A 17,207-nucleotide genomic window follows, 5' to 3' on the forward strand; every position below is an offset into this window, starting at 1 on the left:
AGGGCCGTAGCGCCAGCGCGTCAACGCGTGGGCGCCCCGGCGCCCGTCTCGGGCGGCAGGTCGATGGTGGCGATCAGCCCCGATGGTCGGTTGTCAGTCAGCGTCAGCCGTCCCCCGTGGGTCTCCGCCACCATGCTGGCGACCGACAGACCGAGCCCGAGGCCGGCCGTGCCGCCCGGCGAGCGGGCAGGATCGCCCCGCTCGAAGGGAAGGAGAACGCGCGCCTTGTCGGCGTCCGGGATACCGGGGCCGTCGTCGATGACGGCGACGAACACGCCGCCGTCCGGCGCCGGCCCGTAGGCGATCGTCGCCTTGCCGGCGTGCCGAAGCGCGTTCTCCACCAGATTGCGGATCGCGCGCTGCATATCGTTCGGCCTGAGCCGGACGTCGCACGGCGTCGGCCCGGTCGCCTCCACGGCCTGCCCGAGGTCGGCGAACTGGTCCGCCAGGGTGTGGACCACGCTGGCAAGGTCCACCAGCACCGGATCCTCGCGCGAGCGCGCGCCCCTCAGGTGCGCCAGCGCCGCGTCCGTCAGCACGGTCATGTGCTCCAGGTCGGCCAGCATGGCGGCCCGCGTCCTGCGGTCGGCGACGGTCTCGGCGCGCAGGCGCAGGCGCGTCAGCGGCGTCTTCAGGTCATGGCTGACGGCGGCCAGCATGCGGGCCTGGTCGGTCAAGAGCGAGCCGATCCGGACCTGCATGCCGTTGACGGCGGCGATCAGCGCCTTCACCTCCGTCGGCCCTTGGGCGGCGAGCGCCACCGGCGCGCCGTCCCGGCCGAACGCCTCCACCGCGCGGGCGAGGTGGCGGAGCGGCCGCGTGACCACGAGCACCGCCCAGGCGCCGAACGCCATCAGGCCGATGCCGAGGAAGACCGCCGTCGCCTGGAGCGGCCCGGAGGGCGGCGGCGAAAAGAGCGGCGCGACCGCCGACAGCCGGCTCCCGTCCGAAAGCCCGATCAGATAGCGGCCGTCGTCGCTGATCCAGGTCCGCGTCCCCGGCGGAAGCCAATGGGCCAGCATGCGGCCGAGCGGGGCGTCGAGGGGCGCGGCCCGGTCCGTCGCCTCCAGCCGAAGCTCCGGGTCGGAGCGGGCGACGAGGGCGAGCAGCGACGCCCGATCCGCCGGAGCGGCCGCGTCCAACATCCGCACATGGGTCGCCAGCCGGAGATCGTGCTCGAGCGGGGAGGCCGGCGGCCCGCTCCGCTCCACCATGAGGAAGACCGTGAGGGAGACCACGTGGACGGCGATCACGCTCGCCACCAGGAGGAGCAGCACCTGCCCGGCGACCGACGCCGGCCAGATCCGGCGAACAAGGCTCATGCCGTCACGTCCGGCGTGAAGACATAGCCCTCCGATCGCACGGTCCGGATCAGGTCCGTGCCGTCCGGCTGGGTGCCGAGCTTGCGCCGGAGCCGGCTCACCAGGATGTCGACGCTGCGCTCGAACGGTCCTGCCGTGCGACCGCGGGTGATGTCGAGCAGCTGGTCGCGGCTCAGCACCCGGCGCGGGCGTTCGCAGAACACCGTCAGGAGGTCGAGTTCGCCCCGGGTCAGGGCGATCAGCGCGCCGGTCGGCGACGACAGCTGGCCGGAGCCTGTGTTCAGCGCGTAGTCTGCGAACCGGTAGATCGCCCTCGGGCTGATCGGCGGCTGCCCGCCTGCCGACCGTCGCAGCACCGCCCGGATGCGGGCGAGCAGTTCGCGCGCGCCGAACGGCTTGGCGATGTAGTCGTCGGCGCCGACCTCCAGCCCGATGATGCGGTCGATCTCCTCGCCCCGCGCCGAGGCCATGATGATGGGCAGCGGCGTGCTCGCGCGAATGCGCCGGCAGATCGACAGGCCGTCCTCCCCGGGCAGCATGACGTCGAGCACCAGAAGGTCGAGCCGGCTCGCCCCCATGATGCGGTCCATGGCCCGCCCGTCGTGGGCGACCGAGACGCGGCAGCCGTTGGCCTTCAGATAGCGGGCGACGAGCTGGCTGATCTGCCGGTCGTCTTCGACGAGGAGGATGTGCGGATCTGCGGGCATGACTTCGGTCGGCGGTTTGGCGTCATCATGCGCCGGCGCGGGTCCGCGCAGGATCAACAATTTTGTATCTGTTTGTATCGAAATGCCGGTCCGGACACGTCCGGAAAACCAGGGTCTTGCCCGGGTGACCGGCCGTTAAGACCGCGGGCGTCGAGTGAGGGACGAGCGCCATCCAAAGGGGGGCGCCGCATCCGAATGGGAGCCCGCCATGTCCTCCATATCCTCTGCGTCCTTCGCCAGTCAGGCGGCCCAGCGCCCGCCGTCCCCGCGCGACCGACTGCAGTCCGAACTGCAGTCCGCAATCCAGTCGGGCGAGATCGCCAGCACCGACGAAAGCGCCCTTTCCACCGCGCTCGACACGATCGATTCCACCTTGCGCGCCGAGCGTGGGTCCGGCGGCGAGCGCACCGCGCCGCCGTCGCCCGACGAAATGAAGGAGAAGATCAGCGGCCTGATCGACGAGCAGGTGGAGGCCGGCACGCTCACCGAGGAGCAGGCCTCGGCACTGGAAGAGGTGTTTGCCAACGTCTTCGCCAACGGCCCCGGCGGCCCGCCGCCGCCACCACCGCCGGAGGAAGGCGCGGACACCGGCGGGGTGTCGGCCACAGGTTCGACCGGGACCGACCAACTGGCCGACCTTCTGAAGCAGCTGCAGCAGGCCCTCAAGGGCGGCTCGGACTACGGCGCCGACGGCAGCAGCGCGTCCGGCGAGGACACGACCGGCCTCATCCTCGACATGCTCGCCTGACGATCCCCCGCGAGACCGGAAAGGGCCGGGCCGTCGCCCGGTCTCAGCCCGGATCCAGGGTGGCGCGGGCGGTCCGGAGCGCCGCGATGTCGGCGGAGCCGGTGCAGAAGCAGGCGACGCGCAGCTGCCGGATCACCGTTTCGAAGTGCGTCACCACCGCGGTCGGCGAAATGAGCGCCGCGTCGAGCGTGGCGGCGGCCTGGCCGGCGAGGTCGGCGCCGAGGCGGATCGCCTTGGCGACGTCGACCCCGTCGCGGACGCCCCCGGAGGCGATCACCACCGCCGTCGGGCAGGCGGAGCGCACCGCCCGCACCGCCTCGGCGGTCGGAATGCCCCAGTCTGCGAAGGCGGTCGCCACCGCCCGGTCGGCGGCGGTCGCGGCCCGTTCGGCCTCGATCGCCGCCCAGCTGGTGCCGCCGGCGCCGGCCACGTCGATGATCTGCACGCCCGCCTCCACCAGCCGGTGGGCGATCCGCCCGGACAGGCCGCAGCCCACCTCCTTCACCGCCAGCGGCACCGGCAGGCCGGCGGCGAGGCGCTCGATGGCGGCGAGCACGCCGGACCAGGCGCGGTCGCCCTCCGGCTGCAGCGCCTCCTGCAGCGGGTTGAGGTGGATCACGAGGGCGTCCGCCTCGATCATGTCCACCGCCCGGCGCGCCTCGTCGAGCCCGTAGCCGGAGACGAGCTGCGCGCCGCCGAGGTTGGCGATCAGCGGAATGGAGGGCGCGTGCCGGCGAAGGTCGGCCGTGATGCCCGCCACCCCGCCGCCGGAGAGCGCCACCCGCTGGGAGCCGACCGCGAGCGCGATGCCGAGCGCCTCCGCGGCCTCCGCCAGGTGCCGGTTGATGCGCGCGGCCCGGTCCGGGCCGCCGGTCATGGAACTGATGAGGAGCGGCGCCGACAGGCGCCGCCCGAGGAAGACGGAGGTGAGATCGATGGTGTCGCAGTCGATCTCCGGCAGCGCCACGTGCTCGAACCGGAGCGCGCCGAACCCGGCGTCGCCGCGCCGCGACGGAGCGGTGCGGCGCTCCAGCACGATGTCCAGGTGCTCGTCCTTGCGGGCCCTGATGGCGCCGAAGGCCCAGCCCGGTGCGCCTGTCTCCGGTCCCGGCGCAGCGTTCGCCGCGGGTTCGATCCGGGCGTCCGAGGTCGACCGGCTCACGACCGGGTGCCCCAGGCGGAAACGAAGCCGAACAGGTGGCCGAGGTCCTTGGACATGATCCGCAGCTGGGTCCGGAAATCGGAGCGCACCAGCTCCTTCTCCAGGTAGCTCGCCCAGGTCAGCCGCTGCACGTCCGGGTCCCGGCAGATGCTGACGAAGCGCTCCCGCCGCCGGTCGTTGGCGTACCAGACCGCCTGCATGATCCTGAGGATGAGGAAGACCTTGCCGTGGGCGCGCATGAACTCGCGCCGCGCGGAGGCGAGCGCCCGCGCGTCGCCGGTCTTCAGTGCGGCGGCGACCGCGTCCGCGGCGAGGCGTCCGCCCGCCATGGCGTAGTAGATGCCTTCACCCGACGACGGCGCCACCACGCCGGCCGCGTCGCCGGCCAGGATCACGTCGCGGCCGTTGTCCCAGCGCTTCAGCGGCTTCAGCGGCAGCGGCGCGCCTTCCCGGCGCAAGGTCGGCGCGTCGGCGAGCCCCACCCGCCGCCGCAGCGCGCCCACCGCCTCGCGGAGCGCGAAGCCCTTCTTCGCCGAGCCGGTGCCGATGCTGGCGGTGCGTCCGTGCGGGAAGACCCAGGCGTAGAAGTCCGGCGAGAGCGCCCCGTCGTAGTGGATGTCGCAACGGGTCTGGTCGTAGTCGTCCGGCAGGTCGCCGCCCGTGTCGATGATCTCGTGGTAGGCGAACACCAGCGGCGGCAGCACGTGCTTGGGCATGGTCTGGCGGGCAACCAGGGAGTTGGCCCCGTCGGCGCCGATCACGTAGCGGGCCGTGGCGGCCTGCTCCCGTCCGTCCGCGCCCTGGAAGGTCACCACCTTCCGGCCGTCGTCGCTGTCGGCGAGCCGCTTGACCGTGCCGGACCGCCGGTCGGCACCGGCCGCCGTCGCCCGACGGCGCAGCCACTCGTCGAACACCTCCCGGTCGACGAGGCCCACCTCGCCCGTTTCGATCGCCATGTCGACCGTGCGGCCGGACGGTGCCACGATGCGGGCGCTCCGCGCCTTGGCCACCAGCATGCCGTCCGGAATGTGGAAGTCGCGCATGCAGCGGGGCGGGATGGCGCCGCCGCAGGGCTTGATGCGCCCGTCCCGGTCGAGCATCAGCACCGACCGGCCTTCGCGGGCGAGGTCGTCGGCGGCGGTGGCGCCAGCCGGGCCGCCGCCGACCACGATCACGTCATAGGCGTCGAGGGGCATGTTCAGACCTCCGGGTCGACGGCCCGCTACTCTCCGGCATCGCCGGTGCGGGCCAGGGAAGAAGCCGATAGGGGCGCCGGCCGGCCGAGCAGCGCGGCGGCGATCCAGGCGGCTCCCAGGAAGAGCAGGCCTTCGGCGGCGAACACGGTCTGGTAGGAGAGGATCTGCTGGCCGGTGGCGAGCGTCACCAGGTCCACCGCCACGGTGCCGGCGAGGCCGCCGAGGCCGAAGGCGATCGCCTGGGAGGCGCCCCAGAGCCCCATGCGGGTGCCGCGGCTCTCCCGCGGGCCGGTGCCGGCAAGCCCCATCATCATGCCGATGGCCGACACCGCGAAGACGCCGTTGGCAAGCCCGAGGAGCACCACCAGGACACCGATCGGGATGCCGCCGTCCGCCGCATCGGCGATGAGGAGCAGCGCCGCCGCCGAGCCGATGCAACCGCCCACCACCTGGAGGCCGAGCACACTGGACCGTCCGCCGGCCGCGTGCCCGGTCAGTCCGGCAATCACCATGCCGGCGAGCACGCCGCCGTTCTGAAGGCCGCCGAGCCGGGTGGTCTCGCCCGGTGTCATGCCGAAGAGAAGGCCGGCGTAAGGCTCCAGGATCAGGTCCTGGGCGCTGTAGGCCAGCATGGAGACGAAGATGAAGACCGTGAACCGCCGCGCCGTCGGATCCTGCCAGACCGACGCCAGCATGGCCGAGAAGGGTATCGCCGGTCCTGTGCGGGACGGCGCGCGGTCGCCGTCGCCCTCAAGGCCTGTGATCGCCGCGACGGCGAGCAGGAAGGCCATCAGGCTGACCGCGCCGGACACCGCCACCAGCCGTTCCGCCGAATAGGGGTCGAGCGCCTTGCCGGCGAAGCCCGCCGTCAGGATGAAGCCGACGATCATCATCACCCAGACGATGGTGGCGGCGGGCTCGCGCCGGCCGTCCTCCACCCGCTCGGCGAGGAGGATGAGCGCGTTGGTGCCGGCGGCGCCGACGCCGACGCCGATCGTCACGAAGGCCAGCACCGCGAGCGCCAGCCCGGCCTCGGGCGCCGTCGCCATCCAGGCGGTCGCGACCGCCGCGAGGAAGCCGCCGACGGCGAGAACCGCCATGCCGCCGATGATCCAGGGCGTCCGCCGACCGCCCCGGTCGGAGGCGAAGCCCCAGCGCGGCCTCAGGATCTGCGCCGCGTGGTGCAGGCCGACGAGGAGGCCCGGCAACGTCGCGGGCAGGGCGTACTCCACCACCATCACGCGGTTGAGCGTCGACGTGGTCAGCACCAGGATGGCGCCGAGCGCGGTCTGCAGGAGGCCGATCCGGACGATGTCGAGCCAGCCGAAGGGACGGGGCGTCATGGGACCTCCGGAAGAAGGGAGCTGACGGCAAACGCCGAGACCAGCATGCCGAGCACGTAGAGCGAGGTTCCGGTGGCGTTGTACCAGGGCGCCCGGGCGCGTGGATCGGCCAGCAGTCGGCCCATCAGGATCACCTGGGCGGCAAGGAGCAGGCCGACGCCGAGCGCGTGGAGCGGCCGGCCCCAGACGAGCAGCAGCACCACCACGGCGATCTGCGGCAAGGCCATCACCCAGCAGGCGAGCCGTGCCGCGCGGGCGGGTCCGAGCTGCACCGGCAGCGAACGCACGCCGGAGGCGGCATCCCCCTCCACGCTCTTGAAGTCGTTGAGGGTCATGATGCCGTGGGCGCCGACGCTGTAGAGAAGCGCCAGCACCAGCGCCGGCGTGCTCGGCAGGGCGGAGGTGACGAGCGCCGCGCCCACGAACCACGGAAGCCCCTCGTAGCAGAGCGCCACCGCCGTGTTGCCCCACCAGCCGTTCTGCTTCAGGCGGATCGGCGGTGCGCTGTAGGCCCAGGCGACCGCAAGCCCGAGGGCCGCCGCCACGAACACCATCTGGCCGAGCGTGGCGGCGACGGCGAGCGACAGCACCGTCCAGCCGATCGCGATATAGAGCCCCCAGCGGCCCGGGATGCGCCCGGACGGGATCGGCCGGTTCGGCTCGTTGATGGCGTCCACGTGCCGGTCGAACCAGTCGTTCACCGCCTGGCTGGTGGCGCAGACGAGCGGACCCGTCAGCGCCACGCCGACCAGAACCGCCATCCAGCGCCCGTCGAGCGGCTGGCCGGACGAGGCGAGGCCACACCCGAAGGCCCACATGGGCGCGAACCAGGTGACCGGTTTCAGGAGCTCGACGCTCGCCTGGAGAGAGGGGATCGACATGACGTCAGAGTAGACTTGACAGTCAAAACCGTCAAGCTGACTTGACATAAAACAGGGCGTACCCGGCGCGCCTGTCAAGGCGTCGGACGCCGTGCGGCGCCCGATTCAACAAAGCTGGCGAAGGAGAAAAATCGACCGGCCGAACGCCGGCACAGGCGGGTTATGGCGAACGGCCGAGGCCTGAGCCCCGGCCGTGCCGAGCCCTCAATCGAGGCCTGGAGGCATGTCCTTCAGGCCGAACCGATGCAGCTTCGCATAGAGGCTCTGGCGGCTCAGCCCCAGGATCTGGGCGGCCGACGCACGGTTGTCGTCGGTCAGCTTCAGGGCCGCCTCGATGCACATCTGCTCGATCATGTCGGTGGTCTCGCGCACCAGGTCCTTCAGCGGCATGGTGCCGACCAGATGCGTCAGGTTCTCCACCGTGGAATTCAGCCCGGCGTCGCGCACCATCGGCAGGGTCCCGCGCCGGCGCACCGGCCGGATCACGATGCCGATGCAGGGCGTCTCCGCGTCCGGCACCGCGACCGCGGTCACGTCCACGTCTTCCGAGGCGCCGAGTTCCCCGCGCAGGAGCGTCGCGAATTCCCGGATGGAGCCGTGGTCGCGGAGGTTGGAGAGGATCAGCCCGAAGTCCACCCCGGGGCGGCCCAGCCACTGATCCAGACTTTCGCCGCGCGCCGCTTCCACCGACGGCAGTTGAACGAGGTCCATGAAGGCCGTGTTCGCGTCGAGAACGCAGCCGTTCGGGTCGGTGACCACGAAGGCGTCCGGGAACTTCTTCAACACCTCGATGCTGAACGTACCCTGCCGCGCGGCCGGGCTCGGATTGCGGTCCGCGTCCGTGCCGAACCGCACCAGCAGATACTGGCTGAAGTCCTGCCGATACTGCGACGCGGAGAGCTGCACCTGGTCCGCCCGGTCGGCGAGGCGCAGCGTCACGTCCTGCGGCCGGCCGAGGGTGCGGGCAGCGGTGAGCGCGTTGCCGAGATCGCCGCCGGACGTGTGTGCGAACAGGTCCTTCAGCGGCTTGTCGATCAGCCGCGTCGGGTTGGTGCCGAGGAATTTGGCCGCCGCCGGGTTCGCCTCGATGATGCGGCCGTTGGAGGCGTCCACCACCAGAACCGGCTCGCGGGCGAGCTGGAACAGCAGGCGATAGCGCGACTCCGCGTTGCGCAGCCGCGCATAATCGGCCTCCATCTCCCGCTGGATGTCGATCACCCGCTGTTGGAGGCGGGCGACCGTTGCGAGATCGCGCCCGAACAGCACCACGTCGCCGTCGTCGGACAGGCGGACCGCGGTGAAGTTCAGCGGGATGGACGCGCCCGACGGGATGCGCAAGTTGACCTCCCGCCACCGCGTGCGGGTGTCGGCCCGCGCCTCCTGGAGCAGCGACACCGCCTTGGACTGGCTGTCGACGGCGACAACCTCTTCCAGAGGCGATCCCACCCAGGTTTCCAGGTCGAGCGGGTAGAAGTCCTCGTTGCCGAGGGCGATATCCTGTACGACCCCGTTCCGATCGACGACCAGGCTCACGTCCGACGAAGCGGCAAACAGCGCGGAGGCCGATTGCGCGTCCATCGTCAAGAACCAGGTCTCCGGACTCCGGAACCGATGCATGGATTTCTGGGCTGAAGCATCCATGACGGATCTATGCCTTCGCGATCTATGGTTCGAAACGACTGTTCAGTTTGTTTGACATATAAGAGTGTATGTGGCGTATAGCATCCCGTCCGTCAACAGCGGTGAAATCGGCACCGACCGCTTCGACGTACTCCGGTTGGTCGTTGAAGCACCGACCCCCCACCATGATCAGAGTGCCTTTCTTGCCAGCCACTTGACGGATGTCTCGGATCAGCAGCCGAAGCTCGTCGAGGCGTTCGTCCACGCTGACAGACAGACCGACAACCGAAGGCGCGCGGCGTTTCACCGCTCCGAGCAGATCGGCCCGTCCGCACGTCGGAAGGCATTCCACGTCGAAGCCCTCCCGGCGGCAGAATTCTTCGAGCATCAGAACGCCGAACATGTGCTGTTCGTTCGGCATGGCGGCCAGGAGAATCGAACCGGCGGCTTCACCGCGATGGGCGGGATCCTGGCTCATGCCGGACAGCAGGCGCATCATGCGTTGCAGCCGGGTGAGCGCGATGGTCACGTCGGTGAACGAGACCTCGTCGTCCGTCCATTTCTGGCCGAGCCACCGGGCGGTGGGCGCGAGCAGGTCCAGGTAGACTGACTCGAGGGGAAATCCACTCGCCAGCAGCGCGTGGATGTAATTCAGCGCGTCGTCGTCAGGGCGGGTCAACACAAGATGGCCGAAGCGTTCCGGCGTTCTTGCATCAAACGCGATGGCGTCCGCGGCCGGTTCCCGTGGCCGAAGATCCTGACGGTGGGCTAAGAGAAGGCGCGGGATCACCTCGCCTTCGATCGTCCGTGCGATACGCGTCCAGCGATCGACCCGTTCACCCTCACTGCGCTGCAGATCCGCCTGTCTCGCGGCCGGCAGGTGAAAGGCGTGGCCGTCGTAGCAACCCGTATCGTCGGAGACCTGTTCCAGGCCTTCCATGGGGTCACTCCCTGCACCCGCTTCAGGCGGCGGGATTACCGTTAAGGCACACCGGGAGACGCGGGCTGTCAAGCGCGAGAGACGATTTTCTCGGACCTTCGGACAGCGACGGTGTCAAATCTGACGTCCCGCTCTGTGGATTGTCAGCTAAAATAGACGTCAACCAAGATTGACACTTTCTGACCGCGACCGTAGCCTGATCTCAACGCCGCACGACGGACCAACGTCGGACGCAGAAGGGGAGGCCGGTCATGGGTGGCCAGCGGATCGACAGCACGAAGGGGAGGGCGCTCTACTCCGCCACCGAGCGCCGTCGCCGCGACGCCTCGCGGTGGACCCTCGTCCAGGGCGTGCTCGCCCCGCTCCAGTTCGCCGTCTTCCTGGTCAGCGCCGGCCTCGTGGTCCGCTTCCTCGCCACCGGCGAGGGCTACGCCGCCGCCAACGCCTCCATCGTCCTGAAGACCTTCGTCCTCTACGCCATCATGGTCACCGGCTCGCTCTGGGAGAAGGACGTGTTCGGCCGCTACCTGTTCGCGCCGGCCTTCTTCTGGGAGGACGCGGTCAGCATGGTGGTGATCGCTCTCCACACCGCCTACCTGGTCGCCCTTGCCACCGACGCCCTCGCGCCGGCCGGCCTGATGACCCTGGCGCTCGCCGCCTACGCTACCTACGTGGTCAACGCCGCCCAGTTCCTCCTGAAGCTCCGCGCCGCCCGCCTCGAAGCGCCCGGCCGGGAGGTGCTGTCATGAGCGCGCTGCCTGCTCTTCCTGGTGACGGCTGCGACGCGCCGGTCCTCCGCGAACGCGGCCAGCGCGAGGTCTTCTGCGGCCTCACCGGCATTCTCTGGCTGCACCGGCGCATCCGCGACGCCTTCTTCCTGGTGGTTGGGTCGCGCACCTGCGCCCACCTTCTCCAGTCCGCCGCCGGCGTCATGATCTTCGCCGAGCCGCGGTTCGCCACCGCCATCATCGAGGAGCGCGACCTTGCCGGTCTCGCCGATCTCGACGAGGAACTCGACCGGGTGGTCGGCCGGCTGATCGAGCGGCGTCCGGACATCCGCCTCCTCTTCCTGGTGGGCTCCTGCCCGTCGGAGGTCATCAAGCTGGACCTCGGTCGCGCCGCCTCCCGGCTCTCCACCAATTTCGGCCACCGCCCGCGGGTGCTCAGCTATTCCGGCAGCGGCATTGAGACCACCTTCACCGCCGGCGAGGACGCCTGCCTCGCCGCCCTGGTGCCGGACATGCCGGCCGCGGCACCCGACACCGCCCCACGCCTTCTCGTCGCCGGCAGCCTCGCCGACGTGGTGGAGGACCAGTTCCGCCGCCTGTTCGCCGACCTCGGCATTCCGGTGGACGTGCTCCCCGGCCGCAGCGGCGCCGATCTGCCGGCCGTCGGCCCCGCCACCCGCCTCCTCCTCGCCCAGCCCTATCTCGGCGAGACCGCGCGCCGGCTGGAGGCGCGGGGCGCCCGCCGGCTCGCCGCCCCGTTCCCGCTCGGCGCCGAAGGCACCACCGCCTGGCTCGCCGCCGCCGCCCGCGCCTTCTCTGTCCCCGCCGCCCGCTTCGAGGCGGTCGTCACGCCGGGCCGCGATCGCGCCCGTGCGGCCGTCGCCCGCCACCGGGCCACGCTTGCCGGCCGCTCCGTCTTCTTCTTCCCCGACAGCCAGCTGGAGGTTCCGCTCGCCCGGGTGCTCCACAGCGAACTCGGCATGACGCTGACCGAGGTCGGCACGCCCTACCTCCACCGCGCCCATCTCGACGCGGACCTCCGCCTCCTGCCGGGCGACGTGCGCCTCAGCGAGGGCCAGGACGTGGACCGCCAGCTCGACCGCTGCCGCCGCGACCGGCCGGACCTCGTCGTCTGCGGCCTCGGCCTCGCCAACCCGCTGGAGGCGGAGGGATTCGCCACCAAGTGGTCGATCGAGACCGTCTTCACCCCCATCCAGGGCTACGAGCAGGCCGGCGACCTCGCCGAGCTGTTCGCCCGTCCGCTCAACCGCCGCGACCGGCTGGAGGTGTGACGTGCAGCTCACCGTCTGGACCTACGAAGGACCGCCCCACGTGGGCGCCATGCGGATCGCCGCCGCGCTCACCGACGTGCACTACGTGCTGCACGCCCCCCAGGGCGACACCTACGCGGACCTCCTCTTCACCATGATCGAGCGGCGCGACAGCCGTCCGCCGGTCACCTACACCACCTTCGAGGCGCGCGACCTCGGCGGCGACACCGCCGACCTCTTCAAGACCGCCGCCCGCGAATCCTACGAGCGCTTCCGCCCGGCCGCTCTCCTCGTCGGCGCCTCCTGCACCGCCGAGCTGATCCAGGACGATCCCGGCGGCCTCGCCCAGACCCTCGGCCTGCCGGTTCCCGTGGTGCCGCTCGAGCTGCCGTCCTATCAGCGCAAGGAGCTGTGGGGCGCGTCGGAGACCTTCTACCGCCTGGTGCGCACCCTCTCGGCCCCCGCCCGGACGGAAGAGGCCGCTCCCCGTGCCGAAGCGGCGCGCCGGCCCACCTGCAACCTCCTCGGCCCGACGGCTCTTGGTTTCCGCCACCGGGACGACGTGATCGAGGTGACCCGCCTCCTCGACCGGCTCGGCATCGACGTCGCCGTGGTGGCGCCGCAGGGCGCCTCGGCGGCCGACATCGCCCGGCTCGGCGAGGCCGACTTCAACGTGGTGCTCTATCCGGAGATCGCCCGCCAAGCCGCCGCCTGGCTTGCCCGCGCCCACGGCCAGCCCACCGTGGAGGTGCCGCCGATCGGCGTCGGCGCCACCCGCGACTTCGTGCGCGCGGTCGCCGCCGTGGCCGGCGTCGACCCGGCGCCGGTGCTTGATGCCGAGGCGGGCAGCCGGCTGCCCTGGTACGCCCGCTCCGTCGACAGCACCTATCTCACCGGCAAGCGCGTCTTCGTCTTCGGCGACGCCACCCATGCGGTCGCCGCCGCCCGCATCGCCCGCGACGAACTTGGCTTCACCGTCGTCGGCCTCGGCACCTATGTGCGGGAGTTCGCCCGCGAGGTGCGGGCCGCCGCCGCCGAGCACGGCATCGAGGCGCTGATCACCGACGACTACCTGGAGGTGGAGGCCCGCATCGCCGAGCTCCAGCCGGAGCTGGTGCTCGGCTCCCAGATGGAACGCCACATCGCCAAGCGCCTCGGCGTGCCCTGCGCGGTCATCTCCGCCCCCGTCCACGTCCAGGACTTTCCCGCGCGCTACGCGCCGCAGATGGGGTTCGAGGGCGCCAACGTGATCTTCGACACCTGGGTCCATCCGCTGATGATGGGCCTTGAGGAACATCTCCTCGGCATGTTCCGCGACGACCCGGAGTTCGGCGACGGCCGCCGGCCGTCCCATCTCGCCGCGGTCGAGCCGACCGATCATGCGCCGGCCGCTGCGGCCGTCGCGCCCGCCCCGCTCCCCGGCGCGCCCGGCTGGAGCCCTGAGGCGGAGCAGGAACTCCGAAAAATCCCCTTCTTCGTGCGCGGGAAGGCGCGCCGCAACACCGAAAGCTTCGCCCGGGACGCGGGCCTGACCTTCATCACGGTGGAGACGCTTTACGATGCCAAGGCCCATTTCGGTCGCTGAGACCGCCCCCTGCCGCGTCGCTATCGTGACGCTCGACCATCACCTGTCGAGCGTCGTGGACCGGGCACGGACGACCCTTCGCAAGGACCTGCCGGGCCTTGAGCTGACGCTCCACGCGGCGGCCGACTGGGAAGCCGATCCGTCGACCCTCGATGCCACCCGCGCGGCCATCGCCGAGGCCGACGTCATCATCGCCTCCATGCTCTTCATGGACGACCACGCCCGCGCCGTCCTGCCGGCGCTGGAAGCCCGGCGCGACCACTGCGACGCCATGGTCTGCTGCATGTCGTCCAGCGAGATCACCCGGCTCACCCGCATGGGCCGCTTCGACATGAGCGCGCCGCAGAGCCCCGCCATGGCGCTGCTGAAGAAGCTGCGCGGCAAGACCAACGTGAAGGGCGGCGCCGGCGCTGGCCAGCTGAAGATGCTGCGCCGCATCCCGCAGATCCTTCGCTTCATCCCGGGCACCGCCCAGGACGTGCGGGCCTATTTCATGGCCCTGCAGTACTGGCTCGCCGGCACCGAGGAGAACGTCGCCAACCTCGTCCGCCTCACCGTGGAGCGCTATGCCGCCGGTCCGCGCGCCAAACTGCGCACGGTTGCCCGTGCGGCCGCGCCGGTCGACTATCCGGACATCGGCCTCTACCACCCGAAGATCGTCGGCCGCATCGGCGCGGACCTGCAGGCGCTGCCCACCCCGCCCGTCCCGGCGCGCGGCACGGTCGGCGTCCTGGTGATGCGCTCCTACGTGCTCGCCGGCAACACCGGCCACTATGACGGCGTCATCGCCGCCCTGGAGGCGCGCGGCCTGAAGGCCGTGCCGGCCTTCGCCCACGGCCTCGACGCCCGCCCGGCGGTGGAGCGCTTCTTCATGGCGAACGGCCGGCCGACGGTCGATGCCGTCGTCTCGCTCACCGGCTTCTCCCTCGTCGGCGGCCCCGCCTACAACGACGCCGCCGCCGCCGAGACCATGCTGGCTGCGCTCGACGTGCCCTATGTCGCCGCCCAGCCGCTGGAATTCCAGACGCTCGAACAGTGGACCGGCTCGCCGCGCGGCCTCCACCCGGTGGAGTCCACCATCATGGTGGCCATCCCGGAACTCGACGGCGCCATCGCCCCCACCGTCTTCGGCGGCCGCTCCGCCGGGGCCTCGCCGGAGGCCGCCCGCGACATGGCCGCCCATCCGGAGCGCGCCGCCATGCTGGCGGCCCGGCTCGACCGGCTGGTGGCGCTCCGCCGCGTCCGCGTCGCCGACCGGCGCGTGGCCATCGTCCTCTTCAACTTCCCGCCGAACGCCGGCGCCACCGGCACCGCCGCCTATCTCTCCGTCTTCCCCTCGCTCTTCAACACCATGAAGGCGATGGCGGCCGAGGGCTACCGGGTCGACCTGCCGGCCGACGCCGAGGCGCTCCGCGCCGCGCTCATTCAGGGCAACACGGCGCTCCACGGCACCCCCGCCAACCTGCACGCCCGCATCTCCACCGACGACCACGTCCGCCGCGAGCCGCACCTTCGCGAGATCGAGGCCCAATGGGGCCCGGCGCCCGGCCGGGTGCAGGCCGACGGGCGCGGCATCCACGTGCTCGGGGCCGCCTTCGGCAACGTCTTCGTCGGCATCCAGCCCGCCTTCGGCTACGAGGGCGACCCGATGCGCCTTCTCTTCGAGCAGGGCTTCACGCCGACGCATGCCTTCTCGGCCTTCTACCGCTATCTCCGCCAGGACCTGAAGGCCGACGCCGTCCTTCATTTCGGCACCCACGGGGCGCTGGAGTTCATGCCCGGCAAGCAGGCCGGCCTCTCGGCCGCCTGCTGGCCCGACCGGCTGATCGGCGACCTGCCGAACTTCTACCTCTACGCCGCCAACAACCCGTCCGAGGCGCTGATCGCCAAGCGGCGCGGCTCGGCGACGCTGATCAGCTACCTGACGCCCTCGGTCACCCGCGCCGGCCTCTACCGCGGCCTTCTGGAGCTGAAGAGCGCCATCGAACGCTGGCGCGGCCGCGACCCGGACGCCTCCGCCGACGAGCGCGCCGACATCGCCGCCCTCGTCCAGGCCATGGCCGCCGCTGTCGACCTCGCCTCGATGGAGCCCGCCTGGACCGACGCGGAAGCCGACGCCGCCGTCGCGGCCCTCTCCACCGCCGTCTACGAACTGGAGAACGCCCTCATCCCGCACGGCCTCCACGTGGTCGGCGAGACCCTCGACGCCGCCGGGCGGGCCGACCTCCTCGCCTCGATCGCCGACGCCTCCCACGGCAAGGCCCTCGACGCAAACGTCGCCGCCGACCTTGCCGCCGGCCGAAGCGCCGAGGCCATCCTCCAGGCGATGCCCGCGCCCGACCGCGCTGCTGCCCGGCCGATGCTGGAGGATCTCGCCCGCACCAGCCGCCTCCTTGCCGAGGACAGCGAGATCCCGGCGCTTCTGCGCGCCCTCGACGGCCGCTACGTGCGGCCGGCCCCCGGCGGCGATCTCCTGCGCACCCCGGCCATCCTGCCGACCGGGCGCAACGTGCACGGCTTCGACCCCTTCCGCATCCCGTCCAGCTGCGCGGTGCAGGACGGCGCCCGCCAGGCCGCCCGGCTGATCGCCCGCCACGTGTCGGACGGCAAGCCCTTCCCGGAATCGATCGCCCTCGTCCTCTGGGGCACCGACAACCTGAAGAGCGAGGGCGGTCCGATCGCCCAGGCGCTCGCCCTCATGGGCGCCCGCCCGCGCTTCGACACCTACGGCCGCATCGCCGGCGCCGAACTGGTGCCGCTCGCCGAACTCGCCCGCCCGCGGGTCGACGTGGTGATCACCCTCTCGGGCATCTTCCGCGACCTCCTGCCCCTGCAGACCCGCATGCTGGCCGAGGCGTCCTTCCTCGCCGCCGACGCGGACGAGCCGTCGGAGGTGAACTTCATCCGCAAGCACGCCCTCACGGTCGCCGCCGCGATGAACTGCCCGCTGGAGGATGCCGCGCTCCGCGTCTTCTCCAACGCCGACGGCGCCTACGGGGCGAACGTCAACCTCCTCATCGACAGCGCGGCCTGGGAGGACTCGGGCGAACTCGCCGAGACCTTCACCCGCCGCAAGGGCTTCGCCTACGGTCGCGACGGCCGGCCCGTCCGGCGGCCGGAGCTTCTCTCCGCCGCCCTCGCCACCGTCGACCTCGCCTACCAGAACCTGGAATCGGTGGAGCTCGGCGTCACCAGCCTCGACCAGTACGTGGACACCCTCGGCGGCATCGGCGCCGCCGCCCGCCGCGCCGGCCGGGCCGACCTGCCCGTCTACATCGGCGACCAGACCCGCGGCGAGGGCAGCGTGCGCAGCCTGTCCGAGCAGGTCGCCCTGGAGACCCGCACCCGGCTCCTCAATCCGAAGTGGTACGAGGCGATGCTCGCCCACGGCTACGAGGGCGTCCGCCAGGTGGAGGCGCACCTCACCACCACCTTCGGCTGGTCGGCCACCACCGGCGCCGTCGCGCCCTGGGTCTACGAGCGGGTCAGCGAGACCTACGTGCTCGATCCCGCCATGCGCGACCGCCTCGCCAGCCTGAACCCGACCGCCGCGCTCCGCCTCGCCAACCGCCTCCTGGAAGCGGAGGAGCGCCGCTACTGGTCGCCGGACGAGGCGACGCTCGCGGCCCTCCGGGCGGCGAGCGAAGACCTCGAGGACCGGCTCGAAGGCGTCACCGTCGACGCGGCAGCCTGAAGGGAGAACG

Annotated in this window: 13 protein-coding genes; 5 read left to right on the top strand and 8 right to left on the bottom strand. The window is 71.6% G+C overall.

Annotated features, from left to right (window positions below):
- Nucleotides 1-20 precede the first annotated feature (20 nt).
- Nucleotides 21-1,322 (bottom strand): ATP-binding protein, encoded by a 1,302-nt coding sequence (locus BUQ68_RS17925; protein ID WP_075217383.1) that lies wholly within the window; start codon nt 1,320-1,322, stop codon nt 21-23.
- Nucleotides 1,319-2,029 carry a response regulator gene (locus tag BUQ68_RS17930; protein WP_075217429.1) on the bottom strand — a complete coding sequence of 237 codons (711 nt, stop codon included), beginning with the start codon at nt 2,027-2,029 and terminating at the stop codon, nt 1,319-1,321. The genes BUQ68_RS17925 and BUQ68_RS17930 overlap by 4 nt, the downstream gene beginning before the upstream one ends.
- A 208-nt stretch (nt 2,030-2,237) precedes the next feature.
- Between BUQ68_RS17930 and BUQ68_RS17935 the strand changes: the two genes are divergently transcribed.
- A complete protein-coding gene (locus tag BUQ68_RS17935) occupies nt 2,238-2,777 on the top strand; it encodes a hypothetical protein (RefSeq protein WP_075217384.1) in 540 nt (179 codons plus the stop codon).
- Nucleotides 2,778-2,820: 43 nt separating this feature from the next.
- Here BUQ68_RS17935 and fni read toward each other — a convergent pair whose 3' ends face one another.
- The 6 genes from fni to BUQ68_RS17965 form a co-directional block, all read right to left on the bottom strand.
- Complete coding sequence (gene fni, locus BUQ68_RS17940) at nt 2,821-3,846, bottom strand: type 2 isopentenyl-diphosphate Delta-isomerase (protein ID WP_075217430.1); 1,026 nt, start codon at nt 3,844-3,846, stop codon at nt 2,821-2,823.
- An 89-nt stretch (nt 3,847-3,935) separates the two neighbouring features.
- Complete coding sequence (locus BUQ68_RS17945; protein WP_075217385.1) at nt 3,936-5,135, bottom strand: geranylgeranyl diphosphate reductase; 1,200 nt, start codon at nt 5,133-5,135, stop codon at nt 3,936-3,938.
- A 26-nt stretch (nt 5,136-5,161) separates the two neighbouring features.
- Nucleotides 5,162-6,478 carry a BCD family MFS transporter gene (locus tag BUQ68_RS17950; protein ID WP_075217386.1) on the bottom strand — a complete coding sequence of 439 codons (1,317 nt, stop codon included), beginning with the start codon at nt 6,476-6,478 and terminating at the stop codon, nt 5,162-5,164.
- On the bottom strand, nt 6,475-7,359 hold the full coding sequence (chlG, locus tag BUQ68_RS17955) for a chlorophyll synthase ChlG (RefSeq protein ID WP_075217387.1): 885 nt from the start codon (nt 7,357-7,359) through the stop codon (nt 6,475-6,477). The genes BUQ68_RS17950 and chlG overlap by 4 nt, the downstream gene beginning before the upstream one ends.
- A 204-nt stretch (nt 7,360-7,563) precedes the next feature.
- The gene (ppsR, locus tag BUQ68_RS17960) at nt 7,564-8,937 is read right to left on the bottom strand and encodes a transcriptional regulator PpsR (RefSeq protein WP_175577847.1); all 1,374 of its coding nucleotides are present in this window, start codon (nt 8,935-8,937) and stop codon (nt 7,564-7,566) included.
- An 85-nt stretch (nt 8,938-9,022) separates the two neighbouring features.
- Entirely contained in the window at nt 9,023-9,919 is an 897-nt protein-coding gene (locus tag BUQ68_RS17965; protein WP_075217389.1) for a cobalamin B12-binding domain-containing protein, read from the bottom strand.
- Between the two features lie 251 nt (nt 9,920-10,170).
- On the opposite strand from BUQ68_RS17965, the gene bchF reads away from it, so the two are divergent.
- Genes bchF through BUQ68_RS17985 form a run of 4 tightly spaced genes read left to right on the top strand, consistent with a single transcriptional unit; the run spans nt 10,171 to nt 17,197 of the window.
- Nucleotides 10,171-10,668 (top strand): 2-vinyl bacteriochlorophyllide hydratase, encoded by a 498-nt coding sequence (gene bchF, locus BUQ68_RS17970; protein ID WP_075217390.1) that lies wholly within the window; start codon nt 10,171-10,173, stop codon nt 10,666-10,668.
- Nucleotides 10,665-11,939, top strand: a complete 1,275-nt coding sequence (locus BUQ68_RS17975) for a ferredoxin:protochlorophyllide reductase (ATP-dependent) subunit N (RefSeq protein ID WP_075217391.1) — start codon at nt 10,665-10,667, stop codon at nt 11,937-11,939. Before bchF ends, BUQ68_RS17975 begins: the two co-directional genes overlap by 4 nt.
- A 1-nt stretch (nt 11,940) precedes the next feature.
- The gene (gene bchB / locus BUQ68_RS17980) at nt 11,941-13,503 is read left to right on the top strand and encodes a ferredoxin:protochlorophyllide reductase (ATP-dependent) subunit B (RefSeq protein WP_075217392.1); all 1,563 of its coding nucleotides are present in this window, start codon (nt 11,941-11,943) and stop codon (nt 13,501-13,503) included.
- Nucleotides 13,478-17,197, top strand: a complete 3,720-nt coding sequence (locus tag BUQ68_RS17985) for a magnesium chelatase subunit H (RefSeq protein ID WP_075217393.1) — start codon at nt 13,478-13,480, stop codon at nt 17,195-17,197. The genes bchB and BUQ68_RS17985 overlap by 26 nt, the downstream gene beginning before the upstream one ends.
- Nucleotides 17,198-17,207: the final 10 nt, after the last annotated feature.

It is taken from the genome of Mongoliimonas terrestris (assembly GCF_001927285.1).
Lineage (GTDB): Bacteria > Pseudomonadota > Alphaproteobacteria > Rhizobiales > Pleomorphomonadaceae > Chthonobacter > Chthonobacter terrestris.